The sequence below is a fragment of the Bradyrhizobium sp. LM2.9 genome (assembly GCF_054056555.1).
In genome coordinates this window covers 7,230,373-7,250,388 of the sequence record NZ_JBSRYJ010000002.1, presented here as the reverse complement: position 1 = coordinate 7,250,388, position 20,016 = coordinate 7,230,373, and the positions used below count along the sequence as shown (strand labels likewise).

The following is a 20,016-nucleotide window of genomic DNA, read 5'->3' as shown; positions in this document are numbered from 1 at the left end:
TCTTTGGCGCTTAGCTGGTGTGGTGCGCGTCTTCGCGCTTGCCGGCGAGCCGCCTCACCGCGGTCACCGCTGCATGCGCGGCGACTGCCGCACCGACGGCTCCGGCCGCCACCATGCCGATCTGGTCGGCGTTCTTCTCGATGCCGAACTGCTTGATGTTGGTGAGACGGTCGTAGAACGAACTCTTGTCCCAGAATCCGTCTTCCGAGCAGCCGATGCAGCCATGGCCCGACTGGATCGGGAAGGAAACGCCGCCATTCCAGCGCACGGTCGAGCAGGCGTTGTAGGTGGTCGGGCCTTTGCAGCCCATCTTGTAGAGACAATAGCCCTTGCGCGCCGCCTCGTCGTCCCACTCCTCGATGAACTGGCCGGCGTCGAAATGCGGCCGCCGATAGCACTTGTCGTGGATGCGCTGCGAGTAAAACATCTTCGGCCGGCCCTGACGGTCGAGCTCGGGCAATTTGCCGAAAGTGGTGATGAAGGTGACGACGCCGGTCATCACTTCGGCGATCGGGGGGCATCCCGGCACCTTGATGATCGGCTTGTTGGCGATGACCTTGTCGATGGGCGTCGCCTGCGTCGGATTGGGCTTGGCCGCCTGCACGCAGCCCCACGAGGCGCAAGCGCCCCAGGCGATGATCGCCATCGCATCCTCCGCCATCATCTTCAGCTTCTCGACGAACGGCTTGCCGCCGTCGATGCAGAACATGCCGCCTTCGTTCAGCGGCGGATTGCCTTCCACCGCGAGAATGTATTGCCCTTTGTGCTTGGCGCGGGTCTCTTCGAGGATCACCTCCGCCTGGTGGCCTGCGGCCGCCATGATGGTGTCGTCATAGTCGAGCGAGATCATCGAGAGCACGGCATCCTTCACCAGCGGGTGCGCGGAACGAATGAAGCTCTCGGAACAGCAGGTGCATTCGAGGCCGTGCATCCAGATCACCGGCACGCGCGGCTTGGTCTCGAGCGCGTTCGCGATGCGGCTCGCCGCCAGCGGCCCCAGGCCGAGACTCGTCGCAGTCAGACTGCAAAATTTGTGAAAGCTCCGACGCGTGATACCTTGTCGCCTGATCACGCTGTAAAACGTTTCCGTCGCCGCGCCCATGAATCCTCCCGCCTCGGGCTTTGACTTGTCTATGACGCCAAGGACAGCAAGAAGCAGGCCAAGCGCTGGGAGCGTAAGGAAAGTAGAGTGATACCAAATTGTTGCAGATTTGAATTGCTCGAATTGCGGTGCGCCCGCATGCCCCGACCGAAAAGCGGAAACAATTCGATTTCAAGCGACAACGAAGTTTCCGCCCCCGCGCGACAGACCACTCAATGCGCGGTGCACACCATCCAGGGATCGAACGAGCGCACGACGTGCTGGATGGCGACCGAGCGTGTGCCGGCGTCGCCGATATCGGTGCCGATCAGCGCCTGCTCCAGCGGGCCGCCGACATCGGCCGGCTGGAAGGCCAGACTATGCGGCCACTTCCGGCGAAGATACCCATGGGTTCGAGCCGCCGCGCCCGCGCCGGCAGGACATCGCGTGCCGCAGTGCCGCGCTTCGCTGCGAAACGGTCCCGTGTCTCCTCATGCCAGGCGTGCGCGGCACAGGCCTCGCGAGCGAAGTCAGGCGTGAAGAAGATGTAGAAGTGCGTGAGATGATCGGCGGCATTCTCCGCCGCATGCGCGAGATTGGCGGCGAGAGTCCCGTTCGGCGCGACCTCGGCCGCCATCGCATCGCGAAGAGCGGCAGCGGCGGCGACCGACTGCGAGACCGAGCAGATGCCGCAGATCCGCGGCGTCAGCGCCAGCGCCTCGAGGGGCGGACGCCCCCCTCCAGGATCCGCTCGAAGCCGCGATACAGCGGCGCCGTGACCTCCGCGCGCATGACCCGCCCACTCTCGACATTGAGGCCAACTTCGAGAGCGCCCTCGACGCGTTGAGCGGACCCGATCGTGATGCGCGTCATGGCGTGCGCTTCGCCGTCGGGCGGCCGGGCAGCACGACCACGTGGTCCGCGGTCGCATTCAGCAGCACCCGCCGCGGCGTCGCCGACTTCGACAGGGCCGCGAGCGCCACGAACCAGGTCTTGGGCATGTCGGTCGGAAGTCCGACGGAATGCCGGCAAGCTCTGCGGATGTCTCTCTCCACAGTGAAACGCGAAGCGACTTGCTCCGGCGCGATCTGCCTCGGTACATCTGGCGCGTACCGCGCGATGTTGGAAAGACAACCAGTCTTCGACTTGCTTTTGACGCGACAGATCATCTTTAAGCGGCGGCCGCCGGCGCGACTCGTTTGCGGTTCGCACGCCACGCCCGTGCTGCGGTCCGCAAGCCCTGCCCCGACGCCTCAGTGAGCGAATAGAGCGCGGCGGCTATACTCTACACACGAAAGGCGGCGAGCCGCTTTTCGAGCGGCGCTAAGGAATAAACAGGCAAAAGGGGCGGCACCTTAGGCTCAAGAGAACATTGGAACGCGGCCCCTAGATCTTGTGATCTGCGGCAGCCGCTTCATCGGCGAGGTCCCCGCGAACCGACGCATCTATGTCGCCACCGGGCATATCTACCGTACCCTCAATGCGCCTCTGGCCGGCACATACGCCGCGGCTTAGCCCAGAGTATACTATGCAGAGACGTGGCTTGCCCCATCAATGCTTGCCTGTAGAGACCGTTCGGGCCTCGGCTGTTCCGAACTCCTCTTCAATCGCGGGACACACCAACTGCACGTTCGGCCAGGCGTCACTTCGGCTTGATCTGGACGTCACCACGGCAGAATGCCTTCGGCAATGCCTAAGCCGCACGACTTTCCGGTCGCGTTCCTGTCGAGATCGCCCAGCAATGACCACAACAAAAATTTAGCTGTCTGTGAAGCTCCACTGTCACATTGAACGGGTCCTAGTCATTGTATTCGTTTTCGGCACAGCTGAGCCACTGACTGCGACCTTAAAACGAAACATCGTTATCAAACGTCTTGATGGACCATCAGGAGGCTGGGACATGCTGGGCTCTCATCGTTAGATTCTAAGTTTTCAGGATTTTGCGCCATGTCATATCCACTCCCTCAAACCAAGCTGCATGCTGTGCTGAAAGGTGCTCTGGAGGATGCTGTCCGGATGGTGCCTGAAGCAAGGCGGACGTCTTCATTGAAGGCTTGCCTCGCCGAGAAGATTCTAACTTTGGCCGCGCGGGGTGAGAGCAACCCAACGATCCTAACTCGTCTCGCCGTGCTGACGGTGCAGAAATCCTGTCATGGCTGTTACGGATGTGAAAGGTGGTAGTCGCACGGGGGTGCCCGCGAAGCGCGAATTGATTAATTTGAACTGGAAGGTCGGGCTTTCTGGCGTCACAGTAGCACGGTTGGCGATACGCTTTTCGCTGACATGATGGAGATTCGTTCGCTATGTCATGGCGTCCGCGTGACCCAATAGCGGCCACCCACGCCGAGGCCAAACTTATCGCATATAAAATAAGACAGAACTTCCTTCGATTTGTAAACCGCCACTGCCTCGCTTCGGGAATGTCGTTTTCGCGACACACGAGCGTGCATTGAAACACGACCCCGTCCGGAATCGAGCACAACACACATTTGCCGAATACCGGAGTGCACATGCAGGGAGGACCAGACTTTGATGACGGAAACGATCGCCTTGATCACGCAGGCGAAGACTATCCAAGAGCCTAAGTACTGTTCGCTCGAAACGTCGGCTGGTTCTGCGACGTGCTATCCGCGAAGATCCGCAGCATCCCGCACAATCGCGCTCGCGTCGATGTAAACGGGCTGCGTCGCAGAGATGGACCCGCGAGGGCCATCGCCGCAATCCTTCAGTCGAGTTCGCTGGGATCGGTCCAACCGCAATTAAACTTGCGTAGGCGGACGCGAGCGCGAAAAAGGCCGCCGCGAAAAGCGCGCGATCGAAGTCGTCGAGGGTGGTGCTCGCAGGTACAGCTGGTTATGATCGGCGGAAACAGTTGCGGTGCAACCCTCCGGCAGCAGCCGTCACCTGTAGCGGACAAGATCAACGCATGAACAGCACCTCTTCTTCACCAGTCAATGCGATCTTCTTCACCAGTCAATGCGATCGCAGCCGAGCTTGGCGGCCTCGATCCCGCATACGCGCCGACGCCACTCCTGAACCTTCCGGCGCTTGCGGAGCGGCTCGGAGTGACGCAGGTGCTAGCGAAAGACGAGGGCCGCCGCATGCTCGGCAGCTTCAAGTCGCTTGGTGGCACCTATGCCGGGTTACGCGCGCTCGCCCGGGCCTCGCGCATGCAGTTGGCCGACCTTCTCGCGGCCCGACCTAAGGGGCAGCCGACCCTGGTCTGCGCCAGTGACGGCAATCACGGGCTCGCGGTAGCTGCCGCCGCGCGCTTTGCCGGGGCGCCCGCCCGCGTGTTCCTGCACGAGGGCGTGCCGAACGCGCGCGCGCGCCGCATCGAGAATCAGGGTGCCGAGATCGTGTGGGTGCCGGGCACCTACGACAATGCAGTTGATGCGGCCGCAGCCGCGGCCTGCCAAGGCGCCGGCATTCTTGTCGCCGACACGACCGACGATCCGAACGACCCCATCGTTTGCGACGTCATGGCGGGATACGGCGTCACGGCGGCGGAAATCCGCGATCAGGTGGATTTCGCCGGCCATGGGCGTCCGACACACGTCTTTATACAAGCTGGTGTCGGCGGACTCGCCGGTGCCATCGCCGAGGGCCTCTCGGGCTGGCTGGCACCTCCGGGATGCATCGTGACGGTCGAGCCGGAAACCGCCGCGTGTCTTGCGCCCGCGCTCGCGGCCGGTCGCCCGATTCGGTTGATGGGCGATCTCCGAACATCCGCGGAGATGCTCTCCTGCGGCCAGGCGAGTGCGCCCGCCGTTGCGGTGCTCAGGCGTCACGGCGCTCGGGCCATCACCGTGCCCGAGGCGGAATTGGTGGATGCTGTCCGCGTACTCTCCGCCCATGATGGCCTCGCCACCACGCCGTCTGGTGCAGCGGGCCTCGCGGGTGCCATGGCTGCCCTCGCAGACCCGAGCCATACAAGCGATCTCGGACTCGACCGGTCGAGCCGCATTCTCGTCCTCCTCACCGAACGCGCCTGGGAGGACGGAACGTGAGCACCGCGATCTTCGCTCCTAGTTCGACTTGCATCCTCTCAGTGACGCCATGTCTGGCAGGCTCGACGCTTCATGATTGGATCATCGGCGGTCCGTCTCCGGCTCGGGAACCAAGGGCGCGCCCCCGACGGAAACCGGCCCTTCTGCTTTAGGCGAGCGAGTGGCTCTTGTAGTCGGCTTTGAAGCGGCCTGGGCTGCTGGCGGACGAATATCTGCAGCAAGAGGCGCAGCAATGTTCTGCAGAGACTCAATTCTTGAGGTCAGGGCTGCGATTTAATCTAACATCCGTTTCAAATCGGCTTGCTGCGCATCGATGTTGCGGTTGAGCGCTGAAATCTCCTCGCTCACCTCCTGTTGCCCCGACCGAATCTCCGAAAGGGCCGCCTTGTCTTCAGGTGACAACGCCGGCATTGGTACGGCTTCACGTGCCGCTGACGCCTCGATCATTCGGTCGATATGGGGCCAGTAAAATGCACCCCCAACGCATAGCCCGATGAAGATGGCGACAAATCCAAAAACCCACGGAAGGCGTCTTGATGACTTCTGCAAGACGGGCGGCAACTCCGAACCGTTCGCTTGATCAATCACATCCATCATTCTTTCTCTCGATCTATAATGGCTCTCGTTGCCGCGATAGTAGATGACGGTCAAGAGCGTCCATGCGAACACTAATTGGTCATGCGCACAAAGATATCGGGAAAGATCATGCCGCTTCAGCATCCAACACGACTCTACTCGTGCCACGAATCGATGTTTTCCAGCGCCAACAGGCACTCGGCGCATTAATGCTGCACAGGCAATAAAAAACGCACGATACGATCGTAAGTACACTCGCGATGGCGCGGGCTCCTCCACACTGGCGGCAATCTGCGGGGCGGGCTGTCGAAAGATAAACAAGCACGCTCGCAGAAGGCGGGCTCAGCTAGCTTCTCAGATCAACTCTGCGCCCGAATGGATGGCTTTACGCAAAGTTAAGCTAGCCGATTGAGAGATGACGAGTCGCGATCTATAAGAACGGGCGTTATCTGCGCGAGTCTAACAGCGAGCCATTTGACCAGGATCATGAGCCAGGAGCCACGGCTCCCTATGCCGGAATTTACCGGTGCATGAGCTGACATCGCGAGATCGGCATCGTAGCGGACCACGTCTTACCGCCACAAGGACATCATACGCACGCGGTGCATTTTTCAAGCGTGACCACCCGGTTCGCAGACTTACTCGGAAATACAAGGAATATTGATTTGGGCGACTGAGTGGGCCTATCTTTTCGACTTTGCAAGCCTAACAACCTGCATTGAACGCGGCGGCATTTTCGCGGCGAGCTTAGAGTGACCTGCCCTGCCGATTTCCTCCGGTTGAAGTTAGAGTCCGGCCTTCTGAAGGACGGACAGATGAAGCGAGCCAGGTTTACGGAAGAACAGATTATCGGTGTGCTGCGCGAACATGAGGCCGGTGCAAAGGCGGCCGATTTGGCGCGTAAGCACGGCATCTCGGAAGGGACGCTGTACAATTGGAAGGCCAAATTCGGCGGGATGGACGTTTCGGAGGCCAAGCGGCTGCGGCAGCTTGAGGACGAGAACGCCAAGCTGAAGAAGCTACTGGCCGAGCAGATGTTGGATGCCGCCGCGTTGCGCGAGCTTCTGTCAAAAAAATGGTAGGGCCCGTCGCCAAGCGCGAGGCTGTCGCGCATCTGCAGGCCGAACTGGGCCTGTCAGAGCGGCGGGCCTGCTCAATCGTTAGCGCCGACCGCAAGATGATCCGCTATCGGTCGTGCCGGCCGCCGGATACCGAACTGCGCGTCCAATTGCGCGAGCTTGCCAATGCTCGCAGGCGCTTCGGCTATCGCCGGCTGTTCGTCCTGCTGCGCCAACATGGCGAGCCGTCCGGGCTAAACCGAATCTACCGTCTCTATCGGGAGGAAGGCCTCAGCGTCCGCAAGCGCCGGACCCGCCGCCGCGCGGTGGGTGTTCGGGCGCCAATCCTGGTCGAGGCTCGGCCGAATGCCCGTTGGTCGCTGGATTTTGTCCATGACCAGTTCGCCAGTGGTCGCCGCTTCCGGATCCTGAACATCGTCGATGACGTGACCCGGGAATGCCTGGCGGCAATCCCCGACACCTCGCTCCCGGGACGGCGGGTGGCGCGCGAACTGACGGCGCTGATCGCCCGTCGCGGCAAGCCTGGCATGATCGTCTCGGACAACGGCACCGAGTTCACCCTGCAACGCCATGCTGACCTGGTCGGAAGACCACCAGATCGCCTGGCACTTCATCGCACCGGGAAAGCCGATGCAGAACGGCTTCTGTGAAAGCTTCAACGGCCGGATGCGCGACGAGCTTCTCAACGAAACTCTGTTCTTAGGCCTCGATCACGCCCGGGCCAGAATTGCCGCTTGGGCCGCCGACTACAACAGCCAACGCCCGCATTCTTCGCTGGGCTACCTGACGCCTGCGGCCTATGCCGCCAACCTCACCGCAACGTGCGACCGGCTGCGCAACCCCGACCAGCTCCGCCGATCGCACGTTGCTCACCCCGTACGCATCCGACGGGGGCCGTCTTGCGTGACGGATGGTAATTCGCGAAGCGTGTGACCTTAAGTCGAGCTTTAAGGTCATCAGGCGATGCGGGTCGAGGTTTTGGGCGGGCTGGAGCGGCGGCGGCGCTGGTCGCAGGACGACAAGGCACGGATTGTCGAGGAGACGTTGGCGCCGGGCGCGAAGGTGACTGAGGTTGCGCGTCGCAACGGAGTAGCGGCCAGCCTGGTGTTTACCTGGCGTCGACAAGCACGAACATCGGAACAAGTTATACCATCTTTTACGCCGGTGCAGATCGCCGCCGTAGCGGCCTCGGCTGAGGAAGCTCCGAAGCTTTTGCCTACGGTTGATGGCCGAGTTCGCTCCGCGGCAGCCGCGCGTACTGGATTGATAGAGATCGATCTTGGCAACCGACGGTGCATCCGGGTGGATGCGCACGTCGATCCGGACGCGCTGGCGCGGGTCCTCGATGTGCTTGGACGCCGATGATTGCTATACCGGGGAATGTGCGAGTGTGGCTCGCGACAGGCTACACGGATATGCGCAGAGGCTTTCCGTCGCTGGCGCTCCAAGTGCAGGAGGTGCTGCACAAAGACCCGCTCAGCGGTCATCTGTTCGTCTTCCGCGGTCGCCGCAGCGATCTTGTGAAGGCGATCTGGCACGATGGCCAGGGAGCCTGCTTGTTCACAAAAAGACTCGAGAGAGGAAAGTTCATCTGGCCATCGGTTGCCGGTGAATCGGTAACGATCTCGCCGGCGCAGTTGAGCTATCTGCTGTCCGGGATCGATTGGCGCAACCCTCAAGAAACCCATCGGCCGACGCGGGTCGGATAGCCGCTTTTACGGTTTGAATCTGCTGCTTGATCTGATTCAATGGCTTCATGATACCGAAGCCGGACGATCTTCCATCGGACCTTGCGAGTGCCCTGGCGGCGCTGCAGGGCGAGCGTGAGGCGCGGCTGCGAGCCGAGGCGGTGGCTGCCAGTGCGCAGGCGGAGCTGTCGGACAACGAGGCACTGATCGCGCATCTCGAGCTGCGGATCGAGAAGCTCAAACGCGAACTGTACGGGCAGCGCTCCGAGCGCTCGGCACGGCTGCTCGAACAGCTGGAGTTGGAGCTCGAAGAACTCGTCACCACAGCGAGCGAGGATGAGCTTGCCGCGCAGGCCACAGCGGCGAAGACGCAGAACGTCCGCCCCTTCATGCGCAAGAGACCGATGCGCAAGCCATGGCCGGATGACATCGAACGCGAGCGCGTCGTCATTGAGGCTCCAACGACCTGTGCCTGCTGCGGTGGATCGCGGCTGGCGAAGATCGGTGAGGATGTGACCAAGACGCTGGAGGAGATCCCGCGCCGCTTCAAGCTGATCGAGACGGTACGCGAGAAGTTCACCTGCCGCGATTGCGAGAAGATCAGCCAGCCGCCCGCGCCGTTCCATGCCACACCGCGCGGGTTCATCGGCCCACAATTGCTGGCGACGATCCTGTTCGACAAGTTCGGCATGCATATCCCGCTCAACCGCCAGAGTGCGCGCTTCAAGGCCGAGGGGATCGACCTGCCGTTGTCGACGCTGGCCGACCAGGTCGGGCACGGGACCTTCGCCGTCATGCCCCTCTTCCACTTGATCGAACGCCATGTGCTCGCGGCCGAGCGCCTTCATGGCGATGACACCACCATCCGCATCCTGGCGAAGGGCAAGTGCACGACTGGGCGGATCTGGACTTATGTGCGGGATGACCAGCCGTTCGCCGGGCCTGCGCCGCCGGCGGCGGTTTACTACGCTTCGGGCGACCGTCGCGGCGCGCATCCACAGAAGCATCTGGCCACCTTCACCGGTATCCTGCAGGCGGACTGCTACAGCGGCTTCGAACCCCTGTTCGACCCGAAGAGGAAGGTGCTACCGATCACGCCGGCATTCTGCTTCGCCCATGCGCGGCGGGGCTTCTTCGAGTTGGCTGACATCGAGAAAACCGCCCGGGAAGGCCGCAAGGGCAAACCAGTCTCTCCGATCGCGCTGGAGGCGGTCAGACACCTTGACGCGTTGTTCGAGATCGAACGCGCCATCAACGGCCGCAGCACCGACGAGCGGCGAGCCGTGCGCCAGGAGAAAAGCAAGCCGCTGCTCGACGACATGCACGCCTGGCTGCTCCGAGAGCGAGAAACCCTCTCGCGCTCCTCCGAGGTCCTGAAGCCCATGAACTACATGCTCAGGCGCTGGGACGACTTCGGCCGCTTCCTCGACGATGGCAGGATCTGCCTGACCAACAATTGTGCTGAGCGCGCATTGAGAGGCATCGCCTTGGGAAGGCGCAACTGGACCTTCGCCGGCAGCCAGCATGGTGCCGACCGTGCCGCCATCATGCTGACAATGATCACGACCTGTCGTCTCAACGACGTCGATCCCAAGGCCTGGCTCGCCGACATCCTCGCCCGTATCGCCGATCTTCGCGCGTCGCGCCTGCACGAACTGCTGCCCTGGGAATGGAAGCTCCTGGGCCAAACCGACAAGTCCGCCGGTCAGCAGGCCGCCTGACCTTCACCTAACCGATCATAGAGCTCGCTGTGCCCGCGCGCATGCGTCAATCAGGCGGCCTTCGTCGTATGCGTACCTCACCCCGCGCCAAACGGCGTAACATCCGCTGAGGCTCTAATCGCCACTGGATGAAACTTCGGAGGCAGGTCAGGCAGGCAATACCGCGCTCGGCCAAATCGGTTCTGTTTTGTGACAACAGTCGCTTTTTCACCGTTGTGGATCCCTCGCGCGACGCGTGCCTCTTTCAAAACACTCGACCCGGGCATCCGGCCAAAGTGGGTCATGCGCCGTCATAGTGATGGCGACGTTCGAACGCTACGAAACCTCGCTAGCCGGCGATAGTATTCAACCAAATGCCAGCCTCACTCGCGTCTCACATGATAGCCCCAACATGAACCGCGGTTCGGACGGACGACCGGCATACCTGCTAAATAGCTTCGAAGTACCGCTGGCGTTCACAGTCGGAGACTCGATGTTGAACGGCTTCCCACTCCCATCGCCGGGAACGGGAGAACGCTTCAACAAACCTTTCGCCAAAAACGTCCATCGCCTTTGGAGATTGTTCAAACCGGGATGTGGCCTCAGATAAGTTTTGGGGAAGCCGTTCGAACGGAGGGTGTTTTTCCTCGCTTGCATCACCAACAATTGGAGCTGCCAACACAACATTCTCTTCAATCCCCAGAATACCGGAGCCGATAGCACATGCGAGAGCGAGATAGGGGTTCACATCTGCGCCACTCAATCTGTACTCGAGGCGGTGTGCAGACTTGTCTCCCGGAATGACCCGCACCGCACACGAACGATTGTCAACTCCCCAGCTAGGACAGGTTGGAGCCCAGTAGCCTGGCCGCAGCCTCTTATAGCTGTTCACGTTGGGCGCAGCGAGTACACAAAAGTTGTTCATATATTTCAGCTGTCCGCCGAGGAATTGGCTCATAGTTCTTGAGATGTTGCGGCTTGCCTCGCCTTCGTAAAATGCATTTTGACCATTTGACGACATTGAAATGTGAATATGTCCCGACTGTCCCGGCCAATTCTCCGAAACCTTTGCCATAAACGTTGCCATCATACCCCGCTTCTGAGCCCAGGATTTCAACATCGACTTGAATACGACTGCTCGATCCGAAGCCTCCAGGGCATCACAATGCCGAAGCGATGCCTCAATCGCCCCAGGCCCGGTTTCAAAGTGGAGCCCGCTGAGCGGCAATCTAGCATTCTCACAAAGCGCCAGAATCTCTTCGAATAGCTCATTACTGCCAAGGGTGCGCGCCACTGAATAGCCAAAAGGGCCTCTCGTCAGGGGGACCCATTGATCATAAGGCTTTTTCTCAATTGTCTCGACGCTCTCATTAAACAGCATAAACTCGAACTCAAATCCAACAGCGCAACTGTATCCGTGGTCAGCAGCTCTTCGTAAGACCTTCCGCAAAACACCACGCGGGCAGATGCTCTCATGGCCACCCGCAAACTCTGCGAGATAAAGATACCGATCATGACGGTTAGACACCGGACGCGCTGTGCCTGACAAAACACGCAGGTTGGCGTCTCCGAATATCGATGGCGGCTCTTGCCCGAAATTGGCAGGTATCACTCGGTCCGAACAATCCCAGCCGAGCACGGCTTCGGAGAACTTGATTGTCCAGCCTTCGTCCGAGACATCGTCAGCAAATACGTGCTTGCCGCGAAGAATGCCGTCAAAGTCGCATACTCCAATCAATGCCTTACGCGCCTCGTCCGCGCCAGCCACCTGTATTTCGCTTGCCATCACTTCTGACCCTGCGCCGTCAATCCGAATACCTCGTCCATACGCATTGCTCGCAGCTTGCGATAATCCTCATCAAGCTCAGTCAAGTTGTTGCTCACGAGATACACAATACCCGGCGTCGAAGCTAAGTCGGTCGTCGGGACCAGGTTTTGACCTATCGGAACAAACGCTATCGAATCTGCGAAGCTGGGCAGCTTGCGGATTGCGTCCAGTCCGGGATAACCGCCAACAACACCGTCCATATTGGAGATGAGTGAGACGCACAATGCGCGCGCCAGCCGCGTGTAAGGCCCGCGTCGTCTCATATGATCAGTAAAACCGATGGGATCTGCGTAGCGCCACGCCGTCAGTGTTATATGATTGTGACCCAAAGCCATGGTCCGGGCTTTTGCCGACATTGTCCCCTGAAGCCTCGCTCCAAGATCCACCAGAACCGGCCCCTTATGATCGATGATAATTTCGGCATGAGCAGGTCCGTTGACGATCTCAAGCGCCCTTAGCGCCGGCACCAAGTAATCGGACAGCTCTTGAACAACTGGTTCCTCACCTCCCAGCAACTGCTCGAGCGCGCAGACCGATGCCGCGCCCTTGATGGCAACGGTGTCATAAGTCCACACCTCCGTGACGAAGGTTTCTCCGTCGATCGAGACAGCGTTTACGGTGTATTGTTTGCCGCTCATCTTCTCCTGGCCAAGAACAAAACGATTCATCGCTCCGAGGCAATTCGCCTTGCCGACAATAACATGCACAGCTCTGCGAACATCAGCCTCGGTCGTGCAAAAGAACACGTCCTCCGTACCTGCGCTGTTCAAGGGCTTGATCACGATTTCGTCGTAGCGCTGTTGACGCATCCAACTTATGACGTCCTCCGCATCGTCGAATACAACTTGTCTGATCGATCGCACTCCTGCAGAGCTCAAAGCGTCAGCCAAGCGCGATTTGTCACGTCTTGCAGCGGACAACGCGGTTCCATTTGAAGGTAGTCCGAGCCGCTCGGACAAGGAATCGGCCAGTTCAACTCCTGACTCACAACCCGCTATGATGAATTCCAACTCCCTACCTCGGAGAGCCTCCAAATGAAATTCAACGATCTCCTCCTTAGCCATGCGCTCGTCCGGCCGAATGATTTCATCATAGATGCCGACGTTAAAGTGCGATTGGAAGATTGGTGGGATTCGTGCATTCGACATCGCATGCACGGTCCTAATTCCGTAGCGTTTGAACTCTTCCGGCAGGTATCGGCCTGTCGAGTATGCGTCGACAATTACACAATTCCGTTCCTTCATGCCGATCTCCGATACTGCAAGTAGACGTTAGCGACGGCGACAGCCGTAATGAGAACGTTTCCAACAAACGTATATAAAGAAGGCACGATACGAGAATCGAAATACTGGAAAAGAAACGTAACGACAGGTGCCGTGGACAAAACCATGTTTGCCGTAAATGGCTCTACGCGGCGAATGCCCTCCTGCACAAGGAGCAAGGGAACAATGATCGTCGAGAGTGCAATCATTATGATCGCAAGCCAATGCTGTGAGATCTCTCGTAAGATGGAGGAAGGATCGCTCAGTGCTAGCAGCAAGAGGATTGCTCCATAGAAGCGATGGGCCAGCACTTGTCGACCAGATAATCCATGGTCGAACAGCAGTTTCACAAGGATATTGGTCAGCGAAAGCGACAGCCCAGCTGCGATTGCCAGGAAGATACCAAAGGACGAGCGAGATCCCCATTCGATCCCAGCGTTGCCGCTTGCCGCGATCCAGACCATGTAAACACCAACAGCCGCAATCAGAACGCTCGCGGCGACATCTGACTTCGGAGGACGCCCCTGTCTCCTGATCAATGCGTTCAACCATGCTGTCGCTGTAGGTCCCAATGCGACCATGAACGTGACGACGATAGCTGGCTCGGCGTACTTCAGCCCGATAAACAAACCGACCCAGCTTATCGCAGTAACGCAATTGAGCGACACAAAAGCTAGAATCGACGACTTCGTGACCTTCGCTCCAATGCCTTCGCGGCGAGCCACAATGTTGAACGTGATACTTACGATACCAAAGGAGAACAGCAGAGTGACCCACACGTTCGCTTGCTGAAAATATGACGCCGCAAAGACTTCACCTGCCGCGCTAACGACAACGTAGAGGGCAATAAGGAGCACTCCTGCGGCGAATTGTCTGCTCGGCCTGTCGAGAGGCTCTCCTTCTTTCAATCCCAAAGGGCGGCATTTCGATCGAAACTTCATGCTACGCCCCTATCACTTCTTAGGCGATACGTGACACACGCCTCTCCAAATGCATTGAAAAGCTGCTTGCTCAGAGGATCAGTTTCGACGTGCCATTCGGGGTGCCACTGCACGCCGATCTGCAGCGTCGGCGCGCCTATTACAGAAGCCGCTTCGATCAGACCGTCGGACGCCCAGGCTTCCGGTTTCAGCGCAGCCGCAAGCCGTTCTATGCCTTGATTGTGCAAGGAGTTAACGTGCGCCTCGATCGCGCCCGCGATCGGAACGAGAACGCCGTCAGGACATAATTTCACGCTGTGCGCTATATCGTACTGGCGATCCCTCGGCAGTCCGGCCTTCTCAGCGTGCATCTGTCCGCTTTCCAGCCTCCATTCGGACAACGACGGGTGAAGCGTGCCGCCAAAATAGACGTTAAGCTCCTGAAGCCCACGGCAGATGCCGAGTATCGGCATCCCAAGGGCAACCGCCTTCTCGATGGCGCCCGCGGACAGCCTGTCACGAGGGCGATCCCTCACGCCAGCTTGAACGTCCGCCTGGCCTGTCAGTTTCAGTCTGCGCCAAGCGGACCAACTGAAGATGGTAGGATCGATATTCGATTCATCGCCTGTCAAAATCAGACCGTCGAGCCTGCCCATGATCGACAGATCACTGTCGCCTTTCGCATCGTCAGCATCGATCGTTGGCAATATCACGCAAGCCACGCCCGCATAGCGAACGAGGGCTTGAACATATTTGCGCCGCAACCAGTCACGGTGCACGCCATCGGCCAAAAGGCGGTTTGAGGTCACGCCCACCACGGCTCGGACCGACTCTGTTCGCCGCGATATCAAGCCAACTGCTCCTTCGCCTCGGGACTGGCCAGAGACTGCTCATACAAGCATCGATTTCGCTCCTTCAACTGGGCAATTACGCTGGGTTGACCTTGAGGGCCCTTGACGAAGAGCCCTCCCCAGGTTGCGGCAACACTTGCGTAATGAGGATCCTGCATTCAAATTTTCTGAGCTTTGCGCAAGAGCCAGAAAGGAATGCCGGGCGACAGATGGTGCTCAAGGTGGTATTCATCCAGATTCTGACCGACAATGGCTCGCTCGATAAAATTCCCCTTTCTATTCCGGGTCAGGTAGACGTTCGTTGTCTCGGTCTCGCACATAGGTGAGTGCTCGGCGAGCTCGATAAACCAGCCGAGAGCTTGAAACGTGGTGAGATAGGGCACGATCCAAAACAGGACGAGGACGTGGAGCAGTCCAAGAAGGTATGACCCACCGAATATGAGCGTCCAAAAGAGATAAAAGCCATACTTGTCGATGAGGATTCCCGACCGGCTCTGGTCCTCGGCATCTGTGATCGAAAACCGATTAGTCCAAAGGTACTTCAGATACGCGACTGTCGCGCCACCCAGTATCGGCTTCCAGATGATGTTGAAGGCGTACTGCTTAGGAGGCACAACTTCGTAAACGCCGCTGGCCAAGAAGAACTTCAAGTCGGGATCCTTCTCCGGATCGCCGAGATTCGGGTGATGCAGGTAGACGTGTGAAATCCGGTATGCCCAGTGGCGCTGGAACAAAGGATAGGACGCGAACAAATGCCCAGGGTATAATTCCAGGTCGTGTTGCTCGCGAGGGTGCGGTGAGCCGCATCGTGAGCGATTGTCGTCAATCCACGCTGGTAGGCGCCAATCAACAGAACTGCGAGGGGATATAACCACCATGACACATGAACCGTCGCCAGCACGCAAGCTGCGATCACAGCGTAGTCTTTCGCGATGTAAGCAGCTCCCGTCACGTTGTCAGGCCTCAGCGGCGGAGAGCTGCTGGTTGATCTCGCGGCCAAATTGAACCGCCTCAAAACGTGACGACCTCAATTTCCAAGCATCTGCCTGTTTCATGAGAACCCTTTTCATAATCGGTTGTCAGATTGCGGAAAGCGCTTTTTCCAAGTCCTTGATGATGTCGCTAACATCTTCGATGCCGACGCAAAGCCGGATGGAGCCACCAAATATGCCGGCCGCTTCGCGCTTTTCCCGTGGGACGGTGGTGTGGGTCGTAGAGACAGGATGGGTTACCAGCGTGCGGGCGTCCCCCACATTCGACACGTGATACATCAGCTCGACGTTCTGGATGAACTTGCGGCCGGCTTGCTCGTTCTCCACCTCAAACATGATCATCGCCCCGTGCCCATACCCGGTATTAAGTGTCTGATCGATGATTTCTCGGTCAGCTCCCTCAAAAAGGCTCGGGTAGAAGACACGGCACACTTTCGGATGTTCCTTCAGAACGTTGGCTACAATCCTGGCATTTTCGCAGTGCTGCTTCATGCGAAGAGGTAGCGTTTCAAGTCCCTGAATGAGTTGAAAGCTCGCAAAAGGGGCGATGGCCGCGCCAGTATCGCGCAACCAAGTCATACGCGCCTTGAGACGAAATTCGCTCTTTCCGAGGTCGTCGAGCTCCGCCAACGCTTTGCGCCAGATGATCCCGCCGTGCGCATCGTCCGGACTATTGAACAGAGGGAAGCGAGATCTTCCCCGGTAGTCGAACCCACAGTTGTCGACGATCAGTCCGCCGAGCGTCGTCCCATGACCGCAAATGTATTTCGTGGCAGAGTACGTCGTAATCGCGGCGCCGAGAGCTGACGGCTGGCAAACCAGCGGGGTTGTCGTATTGTCTACAACCAAGGGGACGCCGTGCCTTCTGCCGATCTCCGCCAGCTGCTGGACGGGAAGCGGAATCAGACAGGGATTGGAGATGATCTCCCCGAACAGACATATCGTGCGATCATCAATGGCGCGTTCGAACGTCTCGGGGTTTCGAGGGTCTGCCGTCCTTACGTTGATACCAAGACGTTTCAACGTGTTGTGGAGAAGATTCCAGGTATTGCCGTATAGATACGGAGAAGCGACGACGTTATCGCCCACCTCACCGCTTGATAAGTTTACGATCGCAAGAAACGTCGCCGCTTGACCTGATGCAACGGCCAGCGAGTCGCTTCCCATGTCGACGGCAGCGTACCTTTTTTCCAGCGCCCGGGTCGTCGGATTGATGATCCGAGTGTACGTGAAACCATCAGCCTTCACGTTATAGACGTCAGCAATATGGCTCAAATTACCGTCGAGCTCATAGGCCGTATTCTGATAGATCGGCACTGCCACAGCTTTTGTCACCGGATCACGACGGTATCCTGCGTGCAGAACAGCAGTTTCGATCGAATATGAATGCCGTGCGATGCTCACCATTGGGCGCGATATCTCTGTAGGGCTCTCGCGTGTTTCCTGGGCTGACACTCGTCCCACGGGCAGAGTCTCACCGGAGCGGAAGTATGTGCGAAAGGCACAGCCCAACTGCTCAATCCAATTGGATTGAATCTCGCCAATACAGCCGATCCGAAAACTGCGCGTAGGAAGATGCAGTTTAGAGTAGATGTAGAGGTTATGGGCTGCCAGGTGCCGATATAGGCAGTCAAACGCTACCTGGTCGGAGATGCCAGCTGGCGCGGTGAACGCCACGCAAACCGGCGACTGGAGGTTCGCTGGAAGCAGTGGGGACGCCACTCCTTCCAGCTCTGTTATGACGCTGCCTCTTATCTTCTCATACCTACGGCGCCTGGCATCTATGCCTTCGATGCTCAGGACCTCCAATGCCATTGTGACTGCCTGAACGATATGCGTTGGTGGGGTCGATCGCCATTCACCAGTGCGCTCAAGCGAGCGTCATTGATCTCTCACGTCGAGCACAAACGATCTTGGCTCTTCAACTGCATTCTCAAGAAGCTCACGAGAGGCAATAACGAAAGCCAGCCCTGGCGGACCTTCGACGCACTTGTTGCTCGACGTAACCAAGACGTCTGGCCCGCCTCGGCCTAGGTCGATGTCGACGCTGCCGAAAGAACTCATTGCGTCGACGATAGTCTTTACACCACGCTGCCTTGCTCCTTCTATGATCGGTTCGAGCGGATTCACAATCCCGGTCGTAGTCTCGCAGTGGACCAAGCATACGTGCGTGATACCTGAATCTCGGTTCAAACGCGCGATGACTTCCTCAGGGTCCAACGGTTCGGTGGCTCGCTTGATAAGAGTCACCGCTTGGACGCCCCACAGCCGCAGAATTTTGAGAATGCGCTCGCCATAGATGCCGTTTATGCAAACAAGCGGCCGGTCGGTTTGGGTGACAAATGAAGAGAGAGCAGCTTCCATTCCAAAGGAGCCGCCACCCTGGATAGGAACGACCGAATAGCCTTTCGCGTTGCCCGACACATTGAGCATCAGCCGCCTCATGCGAGCGGTCACTTCCTTGAACTCGCAATCGCGCGATGCGAGGTCGAGCTGCATCTGGGCCTTCACTGCCGACGATAACGACATTGGCCCAGGCGTCAGCAAAGCACGTTGTCTTGTCACACCACCCCCGTTTAGTTGTCTCGTCACACGATCTCCTTATGTAGTGCCCATCGCAGTTCGGCAGAGTCACACGATGTTCTTCGCGTGACGACGATCGAAACCCGAGTGAACGAGACCCTGATCCTAGTCGCAGATTAAGAACGATCTGCGTAAAGCCCGCAGATCTCCCGGTACCGCACCACGTTGCCGTTCGCACTTGCCGCGAAGCATCAGCTTCCTTCTGGCATTGAGATGCAGGTTTGAGGGCCACCATCTCGCGTCGCTCACAGGCACGTCAGCCACTACTTGCGTGTGAGCGGCGTCTTACGATCCGACGGTGAGCCAAGCGCATCCGTCGGACGCGCGTTGCTATGACTCAGACACAGGAAGCTTCACGACAGTCGTTGATGATCGGGCTCGCCTTGCGTGAGCCCAGGATTTGGGACATTCGCACTCTATGTTACTCGTTGGGACGGCTTCGGGTGCCGAAGTCTGTCGCCCCTATTTCGACACGTTGCATCTTGACGTAAGGTGCGATTCAAGCCCCTCAGATAGCTTATCGTGTGAAACTTTTCAGATAATGCGGCTGTGTCGCATGTAATCCGAGGCGCCACAGTATGTGCACGATGTCAAAGATGAGTCCCATCAAGCTCCAAAGCTAAAAACGCGCTCGAAGCAGTCCGGCCGCCTTGCGATAAAGCCTGCTGTCCGGGTCACTGGTACTCGCATGGGTGTCGTTCCTGCGTTTCTGGCCACGGAAGTTGGCGCCGTCATCATCGTCGCCGCTGCCGTCCTTGGGGCGAAAACTCTTCTGCGAAGCCCAGGCTTCGATCAGCGTTCCGTCCACCGAAAAATGCTCGTCCGACAATAGCGGCTTGACCTGAGAATGGTTCAGAAGCCTGGTCATGAACTTCGTGAACAGATCGCCGTTCTGCAGCCGCTCCCGGTCCTTGGTAAAGGTGGTCGGGTCCCAGACCGGATCGTCCGGCGACAGTCCCACGAACCAGCGATACAAAAGATTGTAGTCCAGCTGCTCCATCAGCTGGCGTTCCGAGCGGAGCCGTAGAACACCTGCAGCAGCAAGGCGCTCAGCAATTGCTCCGGAGGGATCGAAGGACGTCCCTCGCTGGCGTATAGCTTTCCAAGGCTGCGGTTCAAATCATTCAAAACATCCCGGACAAGTTCCCGGACCTTCCGCAGCGGATGGTTCGCTGGCACACGTTTATCCGGCGCGATGTACGAAAACAGGCCGCCCTGATCCGTAAACCTGCCGCGCATGATCGTCTCCGCCCATTCGAGATGATAAAGTGAATCATCAAGTCCCCTCCCTGGCGAGGGGGGTTTTCAGCAGACTGCTAGAAGTCTCACAGCCACAAGAGCTCTGCTTCTTGCGCTCGAGCATTCGCAATGGTGCGTTAACTCCATCTCGGAGCAGTGGGCGACATGGAGCGGAAAATGCACAAGCCTTCGATCGTCAAGAAGACG

At 58.6% G+C, this 20,016-nt stretch carries 12 protein-coding genes and 5 pseudogenes; 5 read left to right on the top strand and 12 right to left on the bottom strand.

Translation table 11 applies throughout. From position 1 onward, the window contains the following. Nucleotides 1–10: 10 nt before the first annotated feature. The 3 genes and pseudogenes from ACVWW3_RS36845 to ACVWW3_RS36835 form a co-directional block, all read right to left on the bottom strand. Nucleotides 11–1,102 (bottom strand): hydrogenase small subunit, encoded by a 1,092-nt coding sequence (locus tag ACVWW3_RS36845; RefSeq protein ID WP_456651440.1) that lies wholly within the window; start codon nt 1,100–1,102, stop codon nt 11–13. A gap of 317 nt (nt 1,103–1,419) precedes the next feature. Continuing rightward, nucleotides 1,420–1,954 (bottom strand): annotated as a pseudogene (locus ACVWW3_RS36840) (nickel-dependent hydrogenase large subunit); the annotation flags it as partial. After that, nucleotides 1,951–2,123, bottom strand: a pseudogene (locus tag ACVWW3_RS36835) (HupU protein); the annotation flags it as partial. The pseudogenes ACVWW3_RS36840 and ACVWW3_RS36835, both read right to left, overlap by 4 nt. Before the next feature lie 1,912 nt (nt 2,124–4,035). Between ACVWW3_RS36835 and ACVWW3_RS36830 the strand changes: the two are divergent. After that, entirely contained in the window at nt 4,036–5,091 is a 1,056-nt protein-coding gene (locus ACVWW3_RS36830; RefSeq protein WP_456651441.1) for a pyridoxal-phosphate dependent enzyme, read from the top strand. A 273-nt stretch (nt 5,092–5,364) separates the two neighbouring features. On the opposite strand, the gene ACVWW3_RS36825 is transcribed toward ACVWW3_RS36830, so the two are convergent. Beyond that, nucleotides 5,365–5,688 carry a hypothetical protein gene (locus tag ACVWW3_RS36825; protein ID WP_456672332.1) on the bottom strand — a complete coding sequence of 108 codons (324 nt, stop codon included), beginning with the start codon at nt 5,686–5,688 and terminating at the stop codon, nt 5,365–5,367. Between the two features lie 794 nt (nt 5,689–6,482). Between ACVWW3_RS36825 and ACVWW3_RS36820 the strand changes: the two are divergent. The 4 genes and pseudogenes from ACVWW3_RS36820 to tnpC all read left to right on the top strand — a co-directional run bounded on the left by ACVWW3_RS36820 (nt 6,483) and on the right by tnpC (nt 10,155). Then, nucleotides 6,483–7,679: pseudogene (locus ACVWW3_RS36820) on the top strand (IS3 family transposase). A 30-nt stretch (nt 7,680–7,709) separates the two neighbouring features. Then, a complete protein-coding gene (gene tnpA / locus ACVWW3_RS36815) occupies nt 7,710–8,111 on the top strand; it encodes an IS66-like element accessory protein TnpA (RefSeq protein ID WP_247442931.1) in 402 nt (133 codons plus the stop codon). Between the two features lie 23 nt (nt 8,112–8,134). After that, nucleotides 8,135–8,455 carry an IS66 family insertion sequence element accessory protein TnpB gene (tnpB, locus tag ACVWW3_RS36810; protein WP_430642467.1) on the top strand — a complete coding sequence of 107 codons (321 nt, stop codon included), beginning with the start codon at nt 8,135–8,137 and terminating at the stop codon, nt 8,453–8,455. 47 nt (nt 8,456–8,502) lie between these two features. Next, nucleotides 8,503–10,155, top strand: coding sequence for an IS66 family transposase (tnpC, locus tag ACVWW3_RS36805; protein WP_456647434.1), 1,653 nt, complete (start codon nt 8,503–8,505; stop codon nt 10,153–10,155). 427 nt (nt 10,156–10,582) lie between these two features. Here tnpC and ACVWW3_RS36800 read toward each other — a convergent pair whose 3' ends face one another. The 8 genes and pseudogenes from ACVWW3_RS36800 to ACVWW3_RS36765 form a co-directional block, all read right to left on the bottom strand. After that, complete coding sequence (locus ACVWW3_RS36800) at nt 10,583–11,920, bottom strand: glutamine synthetase family protein (protein WP_456651443.1); 1,338 nt, start codon at nt 11,918–11,920, stop codon at nt 10,583–10,585. Beyond that, nucleotides 11,920–13,206 carry an ATP-grasp domain-containing protein gene (locus ACVWW3_RS36795; RefSeq protein ID WP_456651444.1) on the bottom strand — a complete coding sequence of 429 codons (1,287 nt, stop codon included), beginning with the start codon at nt 13,204–13,206 and terminating at the stop codon, nt 11,920–11,922. The genes ACVWW3_RS36800 and ACVWW3_RS36795 overlap by 1 nt, the downstream gene beginning before the upstream one ends. Beyond that, nucleotides 13,203–14,165, bottom strand: a complete 963-nt coding sequence (locus ACVWW3_RS36790) for a DMT family transporter (protein WP_456651445.1) — start codon at nt 14,163–14,165, stop codon at nt 13,203–13,205. The genes ACVWW3_RS36795 and ACVWW3_RS36790 overlap by 4 nt, the downstream gene beginning before the upstream one ends. Further along, entirely contained in the window at nt 14,162–14,953 is a 792-nt protein-coding gene (locus tag ACVWW3_RS36785) for a gamma-glutamyl-gamma-aminobutyrate hydrolase family protein (RefSeq protein WP_456672331.1), read from the bottom strand. Before ACVWW3_RS36785 ends, ACVWW3_RS36790 begins: the two co-directional genes overlap by 4 nt. A 38-nt stretch (nt 14,954–14,991) precedes the next feature. Then, nucleotides 14,992–16,050 (bottom strand): annotated as a pseudogene (gene rtxC / locus ACVWW3_RS36780) (dhydrorhizobitoxine desaturase). A 24-nt stretch (nt 16,051–16,074) separates the two neighbouring features. Next, nucleotides 16,075–17,394: an O-acetylhomoserine aminocarboxypropyltransferase/cysteine synthase family protein gene (locus tag ACVWW3_RS36775; RefSeq protein ID WP_456651447.1), complete on the bottom strand. Its 1,320-nt coding sequence runs from the start codon at nt 17,392–17,394 to the stop codon at nt 16,075–16,077. Between the two features lie 474 nt (nt 17,395–17,868). Next, complete coding sequence (locus ACVWW3_RS36770) at nt 17,869–18,486, bottom strand: aminotransferase class V-fold PLP-dependent enzyme (RefSeq protein ID WP_456651448.1); 618 nt, start codon at nt 18,484–18,486, stop codon at nt 17,869–17,871. Between the two features lie 724 nt (nt 18,487–19,210). Further along, nucleotides 19,211–19,809 (bottom strand): annotated as a pseudogene (locus tag ACVWW3_RS36765) (transposase); the annotation flags it as partial. Nucleotides 19,810–20,016 lie beyond the last annotated feature (207 nt).